This is a genomic window from Streptomyces sp. NPDC059696 (genome assembly GCF_042733745.1).
Taxonomy (GTDB): domain Bacteria; phylum Actinomycetota; class Actinomycetes; order Streptomycetales; family Streptomycetaceae; genus Streptomyces.
In genome coordinates this window covers 234,514-248,795 of sequence record NZ_JBHWFG010000006.1, presented here as the reverse complement: position 1 = coordinate 248,795, position 14,282 = coordinate 234,514, and the positions used below count along the sequence as shown (strand labels likewise).

At 72.1% G+C, this 14,282-nt stretch carries 15 protein-coding genes; 6 read left to right on the top strand and 9 right to left on the bottom strand.

What is annotated here, in order from left to right; all coding sequences use genetic code 11:
• Positions 1–109: 109 nt before the first annotated feature.
• Positions 110–808 carry a DUF6215 domain-containing protein gene (locus ACFV20_RS09190; protein ID WP_385654197.1) on the top strand — a complete coding sequence of 233 codons (699 nt, stop codon included), beginning with the start codon at positions 110–112 and terminating at the stop codon, positions 806–808.
• 63 nt (positions 809–871) lie between these two features.
• Here ACFV20_RS09190 and ACFV20_RS09185 read toward each other — a convergent pair whose 3' ends face one another.
• The gene (locus ACFV20_RS09185) at positions 872–3,358 is read right to left on the bottom strand and encodes an alpha-L-arabinofuranosidase C-terminal domain-containing protein (protein WP_385654194.1); all 2,487 of its coding nucleotides are present in this window, start codon (positions 3,356–3,358) and stop codon (positions 872–874) included.
• A 134-nt stretch (positions 3,359–3,492) separates the two neighbouring features.
• On the opposite strand from ACFV20_RS09185, the gene ACFV20_RS09180 reads away from it, so the two are divergent.
• Positions 3,493–3,939 (top strand): DUF6314 family protein, encoded by a 447-nt coding sequence (locus ACFV20_RS09180; RefSeq protein ID WP_385654191.1) that lies wholly within the window; start codon positions 3,493–3,495, stop codon positions 3,937–3,939.
• Positions 3,940–4,019: 80 nt separating this feature from the next.
• Here the strand turns inward: ACFV20_RS09180 and ACFV20_RS09175 are convergent, their stop codons facing one another.
• The 3 genes from ACFV20_RS09175 to ACFV20_RS09165 all read right to left on the bottom strand — a co-directional run bounded on the left by ACFV20_RS09175 (position 4,020) and on the right by ACFV20_RS09165 (position 6,605).
• The gene (locus ACFV20_RS09175; RefSeq protein WP_385654188.1) at positions 4,020–4,613 is read right to left on the bottom strand and encodes a histidine phosphatase family protein; all 594 of its coding nucleotides are present in this window, start codon (positions 4,611–4,613) and stop codon (positions 4,020–4,022) included.
• Positions 4,614–4,686: 73 nt separating this feature from the next.
• Positions 4,687–5,127, bottom strand: coding sequence for a GNAT family N-acetyltransferase (locus ACFV20_RS09170; RefSeq protein ID WP_385654185.1), 441 nt, complete (start codon positions 5,125–5,127; stop codon positions 4,687–4,689).
• Between the two features lie 41 nt (positions 5,128–5,168).
• Positions 5,169–6,605 (bottom strand): PLP-dependent aminotransferase family protein, encoded by a 1,437-nt coding sequence (locus ACFV20_RS09165; protein WP_385654184.1) that lies wholly within the window; start codon positions 6,603–6,605, stop codon positions 5,169–5,171.
• On the opposite strand from ACFV20_RS09165, the gene ACFV20_RS09160 reads away from it, so the two are divergent.
• Positions 6,604–7,524, top strand: a complete 921-nt coding sequence (locus tag ACFV20_RS09160) for a DMT family transporter (RefSeq protein WP_385654181.1) — start codon at positions 6,604–6,606, stop codon at positions 7,522–7,524. The two genes, ACFV20_RS09165 and ACFV20_RS09160, sit on opposite strands and share 2 nt — an antisense overlap.
• A gap of 93 nt (positions 7,525–7,617) precedes the next feature.
• Positions 7,618–7,818, top strand: coding sequence for a DUF1918 domain-containing protein (locus ACFV20_RS09155; protein ID WP_031108716.1), 201 nt, complete (start codon positions 7,618–7,620; stop codon positions 7,816–7,818).
• Positions 7,819–7,890: 72 nt separating this feature from the next.
• On the opposite strand, the gene ACFV20_RS09150 is transcribed toward ACFV20_RS09155, so the two are convergent.
• Entirely contained in the window at positions 7,891–9,120 is a 1,230-nt protein-coding gene (locus ACFV20_RS09150) for a glycoside hydrolase family 10 protein (RefSeq protein ID WP_385654178.1), read from the bottom strand.
• A 179-nt stretch (positions 9,121–9,299) separates the two neighbouring features.
• Here ACFV20_RS09150 and ACFV20_RS09145 point away from each other — a divergent pair, with 179 nt between their 5' ends.
• Positions 9,300–10,175, top strand: a complete 876-nt coding sequence (locus ACFV20_RS09145; protein WP_185009286.1) for a 3-hydroxybutyryl-CoA dehydrogenase — start codon at positions 9,300–9,302, stop codon at positions 10,173–10,175.
• A gap of 22 nt (positions 10,176–10,197) precedes the next feature.
• On the opposite strand, the gene ACFV20_RS09140 is transcribed toward ACFV20_RS09145, so the two are convergent.
• On the bottom strand, positions 10,198–10,425 hold the full coding sequence (locus ACFV20_RS09140; RefSeq protein ID WP_385654175.1) for a hypothetical protein: 228 nt from the start codon (positions 10,423–10,425) through the stop codon (positions 10,198–10,200).
• Positions 10,426–10,644: 219 nt separating this feature from the next.
• On the opposite strand from ACFV20_RS09140, the gene ACFV20_RS09135 reads away from it, so the two are divergent.
• Positions 10,645–10,902 carry a hypothetical protein gene (locus ACFV20_RS09135; protein ID WP_234847293.1) on the top strand — a complete coding sequence of 86 codons (258 nt, stop codon included), beginning with the start codon at positions 10,645–10,647 and terminating at the stop codon, positions 10,900–10,902.
• Here the strand turns inward: ACFV20_RS09135 and ACFV20_RS09130 are convergent.
• The 3 genes from ACFV20_RS09130 to ACFV20_RS09120 form a co-directional block, all read right to left on the bottom strand.
• On the bottom strand, positions 10,899–11,444 hold the full coding sequence (locus ACFV20_RS09130; RefSeq protein WP_234847292.1) for an NUDIX hydrolase: 546 nt from the start codon (positions 11,442–11,444) through the stop codon (positions 10,899–10,901). The genes ACFV20_RS09135 and ACFV20_RS09130 overlap by 4 nt on opposite strands.
• Positions 11,445–11,550: 106 nt before the next feature.
• The gene (locus ACFV20_RS09125; RefSeq protein ID WP_385654171.1) at positions 11,551–12,891 is read right to left on the bottom strand and encodes a transcriptional regulator; all 1,341 of its coding nucleotides are present in this window, start codon (positions 12,889–12,891) and stop codon (positions 11,551–11,553) included.
• 267 nt (positions 12,892–13,158) lie between these two features.
• A complete protein-coding gene (locus ACFV20_RS09120) occupies positions 13,159–14,175 on the bottom strand; it encodes a PP2C family protein-serine/threonine phosphatase (protein WP_385654168.1) in 1,017 nt (338 codons plus the stop codon).
• Positions 14,176–14,282: the final 107 nt, after the last annotated feature.

Sequence of the window (14,282 nt, the reverse complement as noted above, 5' to 3'; positions counted from 1 at the left end):
GGCCGCGCGGGCGCCGGGCAGGCACCCCGGGAAACCGGTTTTGTCCTGGCCATGACCACAGGTTAAGGTCCGCGGGCACATCTCAGGGGATGACGGCGGGTGGGGGGCCATGACCGGGGAGATCGACGCGCCCATGAAGAGCGCGAACGCGTGGGGGCAGGCGCTCGCGGCGGTGGCGCTGGTGGGGGCGCTCAGCGCGGGCTTCTGGGGGCTCGCGCGGACGTCGTCGCAGGAGACGGCGAGCGAGCCGGGACCGGCCACCTGCTCCGAGGGCGAGACCCCGGCCGCGCAGGACAGGCACCTCTCCGGCGCGCAGTTGTGCGAGGCGCTGAACCGGTCCGACCTGGCCGGCCTCCTGGGCACGCCGACGGAGATCGCGAAGAGCGCGTACGGCAGCGACAGTTCCTTCGGGGGCCGCGGCGGGAAGCAGATCGCCACGCCGCAGGCACAGGTCGAGTTCGAGACGTACACCGTGACGCTCTCGGCGACCTACGACGGCCTTCCGGTGGCCGGCTCGGAAGCGCTGCTCGGGCAGGACGCCGTTGCGCGGAAGGTGCTGGGCCGGCCCGGCGTGCTCTACTCGACCCGCACCATCAGCATCAGCTTCCGGCTCGACGGCGAGGACGCCGACAGCGGCCCCGGCGTCCCGGCCCGGGCCGTGAGCGTGGCGCAGGACGCGAAGGACCGCGGCGGCTCCATCGAGGTCGCCCTGTGGCGCGCGGACGGGGTGGTGCCGGACGACGCGGTGCTGCTGCGCGTCGCGGAGAAGGTGCTGCCGACGGTCCCCGGGTGGACGTCCGGCAGGTGACGCGCCTGCGGCGGCGGTGCTGTGCGGCCACCACCCCGGGGGCGGGGGCCGCACAGCCGGCTGTCACCTCTGCCTGATCCGCAGGAACGTCACGGAGTGGGCGGGGAAGGTGTAGGTGAACTTCTTCGCCACACCGCGGAACGTGGACGTCACCGGCGTCACCGGGGTGTCCGTCTCGGTGTTCACGGCGTCCCCGTCGGCGGCGAGCGTGGTCACGCGGGCGGTGGACGCGACCTCGGCGCCGCCCAGGTCGACGGCCGTGCGGGCCTCGGCCGCCTGGGCGTTGACGACCTTGACGATCAGGTCCCCGGTTTTCGCGTCCCGGGTGACGACCTGGCGGAACGGCTCGGCCGGCTTGTCGTCCTCGAAGCTGCCCCACTCCTCGCCGTCGAGGAACAGGGTGACCTGGCGGCCGCGCACCTTGATGTCGATGTCGTAGGCCCGGCCGGTCTCGATCGAGCCGGCCTTCGTCAGCAGGGTGCTCTTGCCCCCGTCGACGGCCTGCTCGATCGCGGACCGGGTGTTGTTCCAGCCGCCCAGGTTCCACCAGTAGTAGGTGCCGGTGTCCCGCACGCCGAAGGCGACGAGGAAGCCCTCCTTGCCGGACCTCTTGGTGGCCTTCACGTGCAGGTCGTAGTCCTTCCAGGCCGGGTCGCCCGCGGTGACCATGGTGTTCTCGGCGGCCGTGTCGGTCTGGACGTACTGGCCGTCCTGGATGCTCCAGCTGCCCGCGCCGGTGTGCCTCCACTTCGATGCGTCACCGGAGAAGTCGTCGCTCAGCAGGGTCGAGCCGTCGGCCGAGGTGACCTTCACGTCGTCGTACGCGGCGCCGGTCGCCCACGTCGACAGGCCGACGGCACCGGTGATGGGGCCGCTGACGTCGGGCGTGGTGGTGGCCCTGGACGGCACGACACGGTCGCCGACGTTGTTCATGAACAGCTTCTGGACCTCGTAGTTGGCCGAGTTCCAGGAGGCCCGGTTGTTGAACCAGATCAGGTCCGGCCGCCACTGCACGTAGTCCTCGTTGGCGAGCAGCGGGGCGTACGAGGCGAGCTTGACGACGTCCGCGTTGCGCTCCAGGCCGGTCATGAAGGCGGCTTCGGACAGGCCGTTCTTCCAGGCGTTGCCCTGCGAGGCGTACTCGCCGAGGAAGACCTCGGGGCCGTTGCGGTCGTAGGAGTCGTAGCGGTCGTTGTTCTGCAGGAACCAGTTCGGGCTGTTGTAGTAGTGCTCGTCGACCATGTCCACCTCGGCCTCGCGGTTGAGCTGCCAGGCGGTGTCGAAGGTCGAACCGGCTTCGTCGGGACCCGAGTTGGAGATGACGGTGATGTCCGGGTACGTCGACTCGACGGCGGCCCGGAACTTCTGGAAGCGGGCGAAGAACTCCTTCGGGAGGTTCTCCTCGTTGCCGACCTCGATGTGGGTCAGGTGGAAGGGCTTGGGGTGGCCCATCCGCGCGCGGACCCCGCCCCACTCGGAGGTCGCCGGGCCGTTGGCGAACTCGATCAGGTCGAGGGTGTCCTGGATGTGCCGCTGGAGCAGCGCGTCGTCGTCGACGGCCTTGTCCTGGCCACAGCCGGTGACCAGGGCGGGGACGACGGGCAGCGGCATGGCGCCGATGTCCTCGGAGAAGCGGAAGTACTCGTAGTAGCCGAGGCCGTAGCTCTGGTTGTAGCCCCAGAAGTTGGCGTTGGTGGCGCGCCCCTCGACCGGGCCTACGGTGTCCTTCCACTGGTAGCTGCGTGTGCGCTGCCAGTTCGAGGCCGCGCTGTAGTCCTCCATGGAGCCGGTGTTGACCAGGCAGCCGCCGGGGAAGCGCACGAAGCCCGGCTTCAGGGCGGCGATCTTCTCGGCGAGGTCCTTGCGCAGGCCGTTCGGCTGGTTGCGGTACGTCTCGCGCGGGAACAGCGACACCTCGTCGAGCGCGGCGGCGTTCGCCGAGGCGACGGCGAGCCGGCCGCGGTTGCTCGTGCGGGTCGCGGTGAACGTGGCCCTGTACTTGGCCCAGCCGCCCTTCACCGCCACCTGGCGGGCGGTGGCCAGGCTGCCGGAGGCGTCCTTCAGGGAGACGGTGAGGGTGCTGCCGTTCGCGGCGCGGGCCCACACGGAGAAGTCGTAGCGCTTGCCCTGCTCGACGCGGATGCCGGTGTTGTAGCCGGAGTTCGTCACGGACGAACCGGCGCCCAGGGAGAGGTAGGCGCGGTTGCGCTCGTTGAGGCGGCCCGAGTCGTTCACGACCTGGGCGGTGCCGCCGGGCGTCCAGGAGGTCAGGGGCGTGTAGGAGCCGTTGTCGGCGGTGGAGTACTCGAAGGACCGGTTCTGCACGAGTTCGGCGTAGAGACCGCCGTCGGCGGCGCGGTTGATGTCCTCGAAGAAGACGCCGTACATGGTGTCGTCGATCTTCGCGCCCCGGGCGGCCGGGTCGACGGTGATCGTGTAGTCGGTCACGTCCTCGGCGTGTGCGGGGGCCGGTACGAGGGCTGCCGCCGTCAGGAGGGCGGTGGCCGTGAGACCGAGTCTTCCTCGGGCGCGGGCGTCGGTGCGTGGCATGGATACTCCGCGGCTCTCTGCTAGAGGTGTTCGAAATATCAGACATTGATCAGCACTTCGAACGGCAAGATAGGGAGGGGGCAGATGCGCGTCAATGGGTCGCACGCGTCGGCGGGAACGGAGAGCGAGACAGGATGGGCGAGTTCTGGCCAGTACCGGACGCACTGGCGTTTCTCGCCGGGCGTTGGACCGTGTCACGGTCGGTGCGGGATCTCGCGAGCGGCACGGACGGGGAGTTCACCGGAACCACCGAGTTCCGTGCGGACGAGGAGGCGCCCGGCGGGCTGTCGCACCACGAGTCCGGCACCTTCGTCTGGCAGGGTGTCGCCCGGCCCGCGGAGCGCACCCTGCGGTTCCTGCCCGGCCCGGGCGGCACGGCACAGGTGCGGTTCGCCGACGGGCGCCCGTTCCACGACCTGGACCTGACGTCCGGACGGCACGTCGCCGACCATCCCTGCTCGGCGGACCTCTACCGCGGCGAGTTCACCGTCCGCGACCGTGACCACTGGCGGACGGTGTGGCGCGTCCGGGGCCCCGCCAAGGACCTGATCCTGCGAACCGACTACACGCGCCAGGACTGAACCGGCACCCCGACCTACGCGCGCGAGGGGTGAACCGGCGCCCCGGTTCTACGCGCGCGAGGGCTGAGCCGGCCCGCGGTCTACGCGCGCGAGGGCTGAGCCGGCGCCCCGTCCAGGCGCAGGTTCCAGCGGCCCGCCCGGCCCGTGACGGCGGTCGTCGACAGCGGACGGACGTCGATGTTCCAGTACGTCGACGGCGGTGCCTTCAGGGCGTACACCAGGGCCGCCCGGATCACGGAGGGCTCGGCCACCGCCACGACCCGGCAGCCGTCCTCGACGGGCCGGGTGTCCAGCCAGCCGCCGACACGGGTGATGAAGTCGACCAGCGACTCACCCCCGTGCGGGGTGGCGCGCGGGTCGGCCAGCCAGGCGTCCACGGCGTCCGGCTCCCGGGCCATCGCCTCGCCCAGGGTCAGCCCGCGCCACCGGCCCATGTCGCAGTCGCGCAGGCCCAGCTGCACCAGCGGCGCGTACCCGAGCCCCTCCCCCGTCGCCCGGCTGCGCGGGGTCGGCGAGCAGTAGCGCAGTTCGGCCGCGGCGAGCGGCAGCAGGTCCCGCGCGACGCGCTCCACCTCACCCCAGCCGGCCTGGTCCAGCGGCCGGTCGTCCTCGAAACGCTCGGCGAGCAGGTGGGAGCTGCGCGCGGCGGCGACGAAGGTGACCCGAAGTGGCATGCGGCGATCGTGAGCGCAGCAAGTGCGCAGGTCAAGAGGTGTTACCTACGAGTTACCGTGGGTGTCGTGACCCTCACTGGCCGAAGATGAGCGCCATCCAGTGCTCGGGGCGCTCCAGCGGGGCGAACCCGAACCGCTCGTACACCCCGTGCGCGTCGTGCGTGGCCAGCAGCACCCGCCGCACCCCGAACGACCGCAGCTCCTCCCGCACCGCGGCCACGAGCGCGCTCCCGACGCCCTTGCCGCGCACGGAGCGGTCGACGTACACGTCGCACAGCCACCCGAACGTCGCCCGGTCGGTGATCACCCGGGCGTAGGCGACCTGCTCCCCCGACACCGTGTCGAACACCCCGAAGTTGAGCGATCCCTCGATCGCCCGGTCCTGCTTGTCCCTCGGGCGCCCCAGTGCCCAGTAGGCGTCGGTGGACAGCCAGTGGTGCACGCGCTCGCGGTCGACGCGGGCGGGGTCGGTGGAGATCGCGTAGCCCTCGGGCAGGCTCGGTGTGTCGGTCATGCCGGCGATGCTCGCAGCCCGTGGGACGGCGCGTCGAGCGGTTATCCCAGCACCTCGTCACAGGCAGTTCGCAGCCGCCGTACGCCCTCGGCGATCTCCCCGGTCCCGGCGACCGCCGCGAAGCTCAGCCGGAGGTGCGCGGCCGGGGGTTCGGCGCTGAAGTAGGGGCGGCCGGGTGCGAGGGCGACGCCGGCGCGCAGGGCCGCGGAGGTGAGGGCCGACTCGTCCGTGCCGTCGGGCAGGCGGGGCCACAGGTGGTAGCCGCCGGACGGGACGCGGGCCAGGGCGAACTCGGGCAGGTGCAGGGCCAGGGCGCCGGTCATGGCGTCCCTGCGGGTCTTCAGCGCGGCGGAGACGGCGCGCAGGTGGCGCGGCCAGGCGGGCGATCCGACGAGTTCGAGGGCGGCCTCCTGGAGGGGGCGCGGCACGAAGAACGTGTCGACGACCTGGATGGCGCGCAGTCGTTCCAGGACCGGTCCGCGGGCGGCCAGGGCACTGACCCGGAAGCTCGGCGAGGTCGCCTTGGTGAGGGAGGAGACGTGGACGACGACGCCGTCGGGGTCGTCGGCGGCCAGCGGGCGCGGCAGCGGCCCCGCGTCCTCGTGCACCAGCCGCCGCACGAAGTCGTCCTCGACGACGAACGCGCCCGCTTCCCGGGCGGTGCGCAGCACCTCGGCGCGCCGCTCGGGCGCGAGCACGGCGCCGGTGGGGTTCTGGAAGAGCGGCTGGCAGACGAAGGCCGGGGCGCCGGTGGCGCGGAACGCGTCCGCGAGCAGCTCGGGCCGCACGCCGTCGGCGTCCACGGGGACGGGCACCGGGCGCAGCCCGGCGGCGCGGGCGATGGCGAGCATGCCCGGGTAGGTCGGGGACTCGACCAGGACGGGCGCGCCGGGTGGGGCGAGGGCGCGCAGGGCGGTGGTGAGCGCGGACTGCCCGCCCGCGGTGATCAGCACCTCGGCGGCCGTGACCGGGCCGCCGATGCCCCGGGCGAACCATTCACGCAGCTCGGGCAGCCCTTCCATGGGCGGCCGTCCCCAGGCACCGGGGCGGCGCCCGGCCCGTGACAGGGCGGCGGCCATCGCCCGCTCCGGCTGCAGGGACGGGTGCAGATAGCCGCCGTTGAACTCGATCACGCCGGGCGGTGGGGCGGCCAGCGACACCAGCACGCCGGAGGCGTCCACGGAGCGCGGCACGAGGTCGGCGGCGCCGTCCGCGCTGAGCGCGACCTCCTGCCAGGAGGTGTCGCCCGAGGGTGCCGGTGTCGCCGGGGTCCGCGCGCGGAACGCGCCCGCGCCGGGCCGGGTGACGACGAGCCCCTCGGCGGCGAGCCGGGCCAGGGCCCGGGACACCGTCACGGGGCTCACCCGGAAGCGCTCGACCAGAGCCCGACTCGACGGCAGCTTTCCACCTGGCGAGTAGCGGTCAAGCTCCCGCCGCAGCTGTTCCGCCAGTTCACCCACGCTGCTACGCTCTTGCATGAGAGCACAGAGTAGCGCTACTGCGACACCGGCGATAGCAGTCGCCACCCCGGGCCCGGAGAGCCGCCGCTTCGGCACCCTCCAGGCGGCCCTCGGCGTCGTCGCCTTCTCGCTCACGTTTCCCGCCACGGCCTGGGGGCTGGAGGGCTTCGGCCCCTGGTCCCTGGTCGCCGTGCGGAGCGTGCTGGCCGCGGTGATCGCGGGCGCCGCCCTGCTCGCGCTGCGAGTGCCGCTGCCCGCGCGGCGGCACTGGCCGGGCCTCGCGGTGGTCGCAGCCGGTGTCGTCCTCGGCTTCCCCCTGCTGACCACGCTGGCGCTGGAGACCTCCACCACCGCGCACGCCGCCGTCGTGGTCGGTCTGCTCCCGCTGACCACGGCGCTCTTCTCGGCCCTGCGTGTCGGCACCCGGCCCTCGCGCACGTTCTGGACCGCCGCTCTCGCGGGCGCCGCGGCCGTGCTGGCCTTCACCGCGCAGCAGAGCGGCGGCGCTCTGACCACCGCCGACCTGTACCTGTTCGCCGCGCTGCTGGTCTGCGCGGCCGGCTACACCGAGGGCGGCCGGCTGGCCCGGGTCATGCCGGGCTGGCAGGTGATCGGCTGGGCGCTGGTGCTGTGCCTGCCGCTGACCGTGCCGGTCGCCGCGTTCGCCCTGGCGCACGAGCCCGTACGGCTGACCGCGCACAGCGTCACCGGGCTGCTTTGGGTCGCGGCGGGCTCGCAGTTCGTCGGGCTGGTCGTCTGGTACCGCGGCATGGCCGCCATCGGCATCCCCAAGGCGAGCCAGTTGCAGCTCGCCCAGCCGCTGCTCACACTGGTGTGGTCGGTGCTGCTGCTGGGCGAGCACCTCACGGTCGCCGCCCCGCTGACGGCCGCGGCGGTGCTGGTCTGCATCGCCGTCACACAGCGGTCACGCGGCTGAGCGGGAGGGCGCACGGCTCCTGCCGGCAGGCGGGCCGCGCCGTAGACTCGGAGGCCACGGACCGCTGCTCCGCACCTCGTGAGGAGGCCCCAGATGCGCGCAACCGTGGGCGACCAGCTTGTCCAGCACGGCAGGGTGGTCGGTCAGCACGACAAGGTCGGCGAGATCGTCGAAGTACTCGGCCCCGAGGGCAACCCTCCGTACCGCGTCCGGTTCGAGGACGGGCACGAAGGCGTCTGCTCCCCGGGCCCCGACACGGAGATCCGGCACAGGGAGACCACCACCGGACCATGACGCGGCGCGCTCAGCACCGGGCCGGCGGCGGCCCCGGATCGCCCGCCTCGCCAGGCCGTACCGGCCTGCCGCTCAGCGCGGTGGCGGGGCCGGCCGTCCGTAGTGGTCGCTGACGACCCGGGCCATCGCCCCGATGCGGTCGGCCGCCACGTCCTTGGCGGCGAAGTAGACGTGACCGCGCACCTGCGGGTGCTCCCCGGCCAGCGTCAGATGGCGGGACAGCTCATCCTCGTCCTGCCATGCGGCGGGCTGCGCCGGGTCTCCGGCCTTGTACAGCGCCTCCCCCACGTAGAGCTGCGTCGGGCTGTCGCGTGCGACCTCGGCCCACCAGGGCACCAGCTTCGCGTAGTCGGCCGCGGCGAAGCCGATGTTCCAGTACAACTGCGGGACGATGTAGTCGATCCAGCCCTCACGCACCCACGTGCGGGTGTCCGCGTGCAGGTCGTCGTACGTCTCCACGCCGGCCCGGGTGTCCGAACCGGCCGGGTCCGTCGAGGCGTTGCGCCACACACCGAACGGGCTGATGCCGAAGCGGGCGCCCGGCCGGACCTCCTTCACCCGGTCCGCCGTCTCGCGCACCAGCCGGTCGATGTTGTCCCGCCGCCAGGCGGCCCGGTCCGGGAAGCCACCGCCGTGTTCGTCGTAGGCGTCGTCGTCGTCGAAGGTCTGCCCGGCCACGGGGTAGGGGTAGAAGTAGTCGTCGAAGTGGACGCCGTCCACGGGGTACTTCGCCACCGCGTCGAGCATCGCGTCCTCGACGAAGGCGCGCACCTCGGGCAGTCCCGGGTTGTAGAAGAGCTTCCCGCCGTACGTCACCACCCAGTGCGGGTTCTCGCGCGCGGGGTGGGAGGGGGCCAGGCGGGAGAGGTCGGCGTGGACGGCGATCCGGTACGGGTTGAACCACGCGTGCAGCTTCAGACCCCGGGCGTGCGCCTCCTCGACGGCCGTGCCCAGCGGGTCCCAGCCGGGGTCCTTGCCCTGGGTGCCGGTGAGGTACTGCGACCACGGCTCGTACGGCGAGGGCCACAGCGCGTCCGCCGTCGGCCGGACCTGGAAGAACACGGTGTTGAGCCGGTTGCGGACCGCCGTGTCGAGGTGGGTGAGCAGTTCGGCCCGCTGCTGCGACGCGGACAGTCCGGCCTTGGACGGCCAGTCGCGGTTGGCCACCGACGCGATCCAGACACCCCGCATCTCGGGATCCACCACCCCTCGCCCGCGCCCGGACGCGGCCGACGCCCGGGGCATCATCATGAAAGCCGACAGCGCCGCGACCGCGAACGCCCTGCGTGACACTCGTCCCATCCGGATGCCCCAAATGCCGCGGATCCGCCCGGTCGCGGATCGCTCCGGGGCCAGCATGCCCGAAGCAGACCCGCCCCCCGCGATCGATCATCGATACTTCGGAGTAACGTGCACGAACGGAGCAGGCGCCGGGACCCGGCCGGTCTGCCCGGACGTAGATCAGCAGCGAAAGGGACGATGTGACGGACATCCCAGCGGGAGACATTGCACGCGTCGGAGTCGTGGGCTGCGGTCAGATGGGCGCGGGGATCGCCGAGGTGTGCGCCCGGGCCGGCCTGGACGTCATGGTCGCCGAGACCACCGGCGAAGCCCTGGAGATCGGCCGCACCCGGCTGTTCACCTCCCTGGCCAAGGCAGCCGAGCGCGGCAAGATCACCGAGGAGGAGCAGGAGGCCACGCTGGCCCGCCTGAGCTTCACCACGGACCTCGGCGAGTTCGCCGACCGTGACCTGGTGATCGAGGCCGTGGTCGAGAACGAGCAGGTCAAGACGGAGATCTTCCAGGTGCTCGACCAGGTCGTGACCCGGCCGGACGCCATCCTGGCCTCCAACACCTCCTCCATCCCGCTGGTGAAGCTGGCGGTGGCGACGTCGCGGCCCGACCAGGTCATCGGCATCCACTTCTTCAACCCGGCCCCGGTGCAGAAGCTCGTCGAGCTGATCCCGGCGCTGACCACCTCCGAGGGCACGATCAGCCGCGCCCAGCTTTTCACCGAGAAGCTGCTCGGCAAGCACGCGATCCGCGCCCAGGACCGCTCCGGCTTCGTGGTCAACGCGCTGCTGATCCCGTACCTGCTCTCCGCGATCCGGATGTTCGAGACGGGCATCGCCAGCCGCGAGGACATCGACAACGGCATGGAGATGGGCTGCGCCCACCCGATGGGCCCCCTGAAGCTGTCCGACCTGATCGGCCTGGACACGGTCGCCTCGGTCGCGCAGTCCATGTACGAGGAGTACAAGGAGCCCCTGTACGCCGCTCCCCCGCTCCTGCAGCGCATGGTCGACGCGGGCCGGCTGGGCCGCAAGACCGGCTCGGGCTTCTACACGTACGCCTGACCGCCCGGCTGAGACAGCCATCTCAACGCCGCCGCTCCTCCGGCCACGGACGGACCCGGCGGCGTCCCCATTCCGCCGCCTGCTCGTTCATGCGCCGGCGCAGCCAGCCCATCCAGAAGGCGAGCGGTGTGATCAGGAGCGCGATCAGCAACGCCGTGCCCCACTCCTCCCCGGAGGAGAAGCGGAGCATCACGGTCACCAGTGCGTAGAGCCCCAGGGCGTACGCCGCGTTCTTCTGCCACCTCGTCATGACCTCCCGGGTACCCCCGGTGGCCGGTCACGGACGGTCAGATTTCGGCCAGACGGCGGGCCCGGCACCGGGACGGGTGCCGGGCCCGCGGGATTCACACACCGTGTGCGGGCCGGGCTCGCATATGCCCTCCGCACACTCTCCCCAGGCGTCCACCAGGCGAGTTGACTCCACAGCGCATGCAAGGGATGTGAAACGACTACGGAAAGGAGCGGACTCGTGACCGCCGATCCCGAGCATCCCGTCGTCCATGGAGAACTCGCAGAGTTACGACGCCGCCTCGATGTGGCCTACGCCCGCGTCGAGGGCGGACTGGCTCTGCTCAGCCACCGCACCGAGGAGACCGCCAAGGAACTCGACGAGCTCAACACCCGGATCAACTCGTTGGAACACGCGCGCTGGCCGCTGCCCGCGGTCGCCGCCCTCACCGCCGTGGGTGCCCTCGTCGTGACGATCTGGCAGGCACTGGGGCGCTAGGGCAACACGTCCTGACCGAGCCTGAGATGGTGCAGCAGGAGTAACGCGGCCGCCATGTTGGCGGCCGGGACCTCGCCGCGGGCGACCATGTCGGGGACGAGCTTGAGGGGCACCCACTCCCGGCGGTCCGACTCGAAGTCGTCCACGGGGTGCCCGACGTACTCGCCCTCGTCGGCCCAGTACACGTGGTGCCGGGCGTCGGTGAGCCCGTTGGACGGCTCCACGCTCATGAGGTGGCGCAGGGGTCCCGGCCGCCAGCCGGTCTCCTCCTCCAGTTCCCTGGCGGCCGCGCGGGCGATGTCCTCGCCGTCCTCGACCACCCCGGCCGCGAGTTCCCACCCCCAGCTGTCGGTGATGAACCGGTGCCGCCAGAGCAGCAGCACCTCGTTGGCCTCGTTGACGACCGTGGCCACCGCGACGGGCCGCAGTCGTATGAGGAAGTGGTCCAGGTGCCTGCCGTCAGGCAGTTCGACATCCGCGAGATTGACGCTGAACCAGCGGTTTGAGTACACAGTCTGTTCGTTGTGTTTCGTCCACTGCACGGTTCTGCCACCTTCCGTCGAGTAAGTGGCAATATCGCAGCAGGGACGAACGGACAGCAGGCGCACGGGAAGCGCCTCGGAGCGACACGGGCAGGACCGCCCGGATCTACAACGGTACGCGCAGGGCCCCGTCGATGAGTTCGGCCGCCTCGGCCGTCCCCGCGCAGCCGCTGCGCACCAGGTGCTCCCGCACCGCGCGCAGCCGGTCGCGCAGCCGCTGGGACTCCATGCCCCGGGCCTGCTCGGCCATCTGCACGGCGATGGCCACCGCCTTGTCGGCGTTGCCCTGCCGTAGCTCGATGGTGCTGAGCATGGCCAGCCGGTGCACCCGGCCGCGGTCGTGCGCCGGGTTGCCGACGGCGGCCGCGGCATGCTCGCCGGCCGCCGCGATCTCCCCGAGGCTCAGCAGCGCCTCCGCCACCTGCACGTTCACCAGCCCGGGCTGCACATACCCGGTCTCGTCGGGCTCATAGCCGCGCCGGATGCGCTCGGCGGCCTGCTCGGCCCGCCGGATGCAGGACAGGGCGCTGGTGCCGTCACCGAGATGCGCGTAGGCCTTGGCCTGCATCGCGTACAGGTCGGAGGCGAGCGCCGGGGTGATGTGCTTGCCGGCGGCCCGCAGGGCGGCCTCCGCGAAGGCCACGGACTGCCGGTACTCCCGCATGAACAGCGACTGGTTGACGAGCAGGGCGATCACATACGCCCCGAGCCCCCGGTCGCCGCTGGCCTTGGCGAGCCGCAGCGCCTGGTGGAAGTAGCGCTGGGCGAGCCCGTGGGCGTCGGAGTCGTAGGCACAGATGCCGGCGACCGCCACCAACCCGCCCGTGGCCCGGTGCAGTTGACGGCCCGTCTCATCGGTGTAGCTGCCGCGCAGCAGCGGGGCGGCCTCGGCGTTGAGGAAGCCGACGATCCGGGCCCGGGTCGCGATGCCCCCGGCCTTGCGGTACATCTGCTCGTAGTGCGCACGGGCGGCCCGCAGCATCTCCAGGTCGCCCGTGGTGACCCGGTGTCTGCCGCCGCGGGAGACGTCCACGTCCTCGGGCGGGTTCTCCCACTCCCACACCGGCATCACGGCGGGGGTGCCGGTGAGGGCGGGCGCGCCCAGGATGTGCGGACGCTGCTGCTGGTCGGAACGCCACAGGGCGGTGGCCCGTTCGACGAACCCGGACAGGGAGCCGGTGTGCGCGGCGGACGGCTCACCGGGTACGCCGAGGCCGATGTCGTCGAGGGTGACGTGCCGTTGCAGCCGGGCGGCGAGCACCTCGCAGATCAGATCGGGCACCTGGCCGCGCGGGCGCTGGCCCTTCAACCACCGTGCGACGGCGGTGTGTTCGTACCTCAGGGCCAGGCCACGGGCCCGCCCTGCCTGGTTGACGTGTGCGGCCAGCCCCGCGTGCGAGATCCCGGCTTCGTCCAGGATCGCGTCGAGCAGAGTGTTGGGCTGCATGTGGGCCCCCCGGTGGCTCGGTGCGGACAGATTAGTGGTTCCGGCTTCACACGGGGTGTGAACGGAGTGCTCGAATCCGCAGGGTGTGCGCACTGTCGCTCACCGTCGCGGACCGGTTGACTGAATTGCCTCGAAAGAGGCCGGCCGGGCCGCCGGCTCCCCCTCGTACAGTGCGGCGGCCCGCTTCCGCCGTCCGCCCGGCCGCCTGCCCGACACTCCGTGGCGGGGCGGACGGCTCCGCCGGCCCGACCGGGTACCGCCGTGCTGTCAGAGGTGGGTGGTCGGCTGCGGGTACGTCGTGGTCGCTCGCGCGGTCCCCCGCGCCCCTGATGGCATCCCGTCGCTGTTCGTGAGCACGAGCAGGGCGATGTCGTCCGGCGGTGCGCCGCGTGTGTGGTGCCTCAGAGCGGTCGCGATCCCGCCGACGACCCGCTGTGAGGAGAGCGGACCTTCTCCCAGCACGTGCGACAGCGCGGTCGCCAGGGGGAAGAACCGGCCACGGGCGTCCCGGGCGTCCTGGGCACCGTCCGTGAAGAGGAACAGGGCGTCTTCGGGTGCGAGGTACCCGAGGTCCACGGTCGGCACGACGTCAGGCAACGGGAACAGGCCGAGGGGCGGGTGCGGCTCACCGCCGGCGAGTTCCTCCACCCGGTCACGGCTCAGCCGGTACGGCCAGGGATGGCCGCAGTTGACGGCGAGCGTCTCGCCGTCCGGGCGGATCTCCACGAGGAGCAGGGTCACGAACTCCTCGGCGGCGCTCGCGGGATGCTCCTGGCGCAGATGCCGGTCCAGGGCGCGTTCCAGCCGTCGCAGCACCCCGCCGAGGTCCTGCTCGTCGTGCGCCGCCTCGCGGAAACAGCCGAGGACGGCGGCGACGGTCCCGAACGCGCCGATACCGTGCCCGCGTACGTCACCCATCACGGCCCGGACACCGTGCTCCGTGGCGACGACGTCGTACAGGTCGCCCCCGACCGCCGCTCCCCGCTCCGCCGACACTTGGGCGGCGGCCACGTCCAGCCCGTCGATCCGCGAGGGCGGCGGCCGCAGCAGTGCGCGCTGCGCGGCGCCCGCGATCCGGCGCACCTGCCGCAGCTCCCGCAGCAGCGACTGCCGCACATGAAGGATCAGCGCGGTCCCGACGGCGAAGAACACGGCACTGGTGACGAGCCGGGCCAGGAGACCGGTCTCCTGGGCGAGCGGACAGACCAGCTTGTACGTGACGGCCGCCGCGCCCCACGCGGTGGGAAGACCGAGGCTGCGTACCCGACCCCTGACGCGGATCATGCCGATGGCCCCCCAATAGGCCCTGACACACAGAATCGGACCGGCCCGAGAAGGCCGGTCCGATTCTGTCGACAGCACACCGGGAAAGCAGGAGATCACCCCGCATT

What these genes read in the sequence shown, in the direction of transcription:
- ACFV20_RS09120 (WP_385654168.1), bottom strand. Translation starts at nt 14,175, where the DNA reads ATGATCCGCGTCAGGGGTCGGGTACGCAGCCTCGGTCTTCCCACCGCG.
- ACFV20_RS09125 (WP_385654171.1), bottom strand. Translation starts at nt 12,891, where the DNA reads ATGCAGCCCAACACTCTGCTCGACGCGATCCTGGACGAAGCCGGGATC.
- ACFV20_RS09165 (WP_385654184.1), bottom strand. Translation starts at nt 6,605, where the DNA reads ATGCAAGAGCGTAGCAGCGTGGGTGAACTGGCGGAACAGCTGCGGCGG.
- ACFV20_RS09155 (WP_031108716.1), top strand. Translation starts at nt 7,618, where the DNA reads ATGCGCGCAACCGTGGGCGACCAGCTTGTCCAGCACGGCAGGGTGGTC.
- ACFV20_RS09140 (WP_385654175.1), bottom strand. Translation starts at nt 10,425, where the DNA reads ATGACGAGGTGGCAGAAGAACGCGGCGTACGCCCTGGGGCTCTACGCA.
- ACFV20_RS09160 (WP_385654181.1), top strand. Translation starts at nt 6,604, where the DNA reads ATGAGAGCACAGAGTAGCGCTACTGCGACACCGGCGATAGCAGTCGCC.
- ACFV20_RS09175 (WP_385654188.1), bottom strand. Translation starts at nt 4,613, where the DNA reads ATGCCACTTCGGGTCACCTTCGTCGCCGCCGCGCGCAGCTCCCACCTG.
- ACFV20_RS09190 (WP_385654197.1), top strand. Translation starts at nt 110, where the DNA reads ATGACCGGGGAGATCGACGCGCCCATGAAGAGCGCGAACGCGTGGGGG.
- ACFV20_RS09180 (WP_385654191.1), top strand. Translation starts at nt 3,493, where the DNA reads ATGGGCGAGTTCTGGCCAGTACCGGACGCACTGGCGTTTCTCGCCGGG.
- ACFV20_RS09185 (WP_385654194.1), bottom strand. Translation starts at nt 3,358, where the DNA reads ATGCCACGCACCGACGCCCGCGCCCGAGGAAGACTCGGTCTCACGGCC.
- ACFV20_RS09150 (WP_385654178.1), bottom strand. Translation starts at nt 9,120, where the DNA reads ATGGGACGAGTGTCACGCAGGGCGTTCGCGGTCGCGGCGCTGTCGGCT.
- ACFV20_RS09170 (WP_385654185.1), bottom strand. Translation starts at nt 5,127, where the DNA reads ATGACCGACACACCGAGCCTGCCCGAGGGCTACGCGATCTCCACCGAC.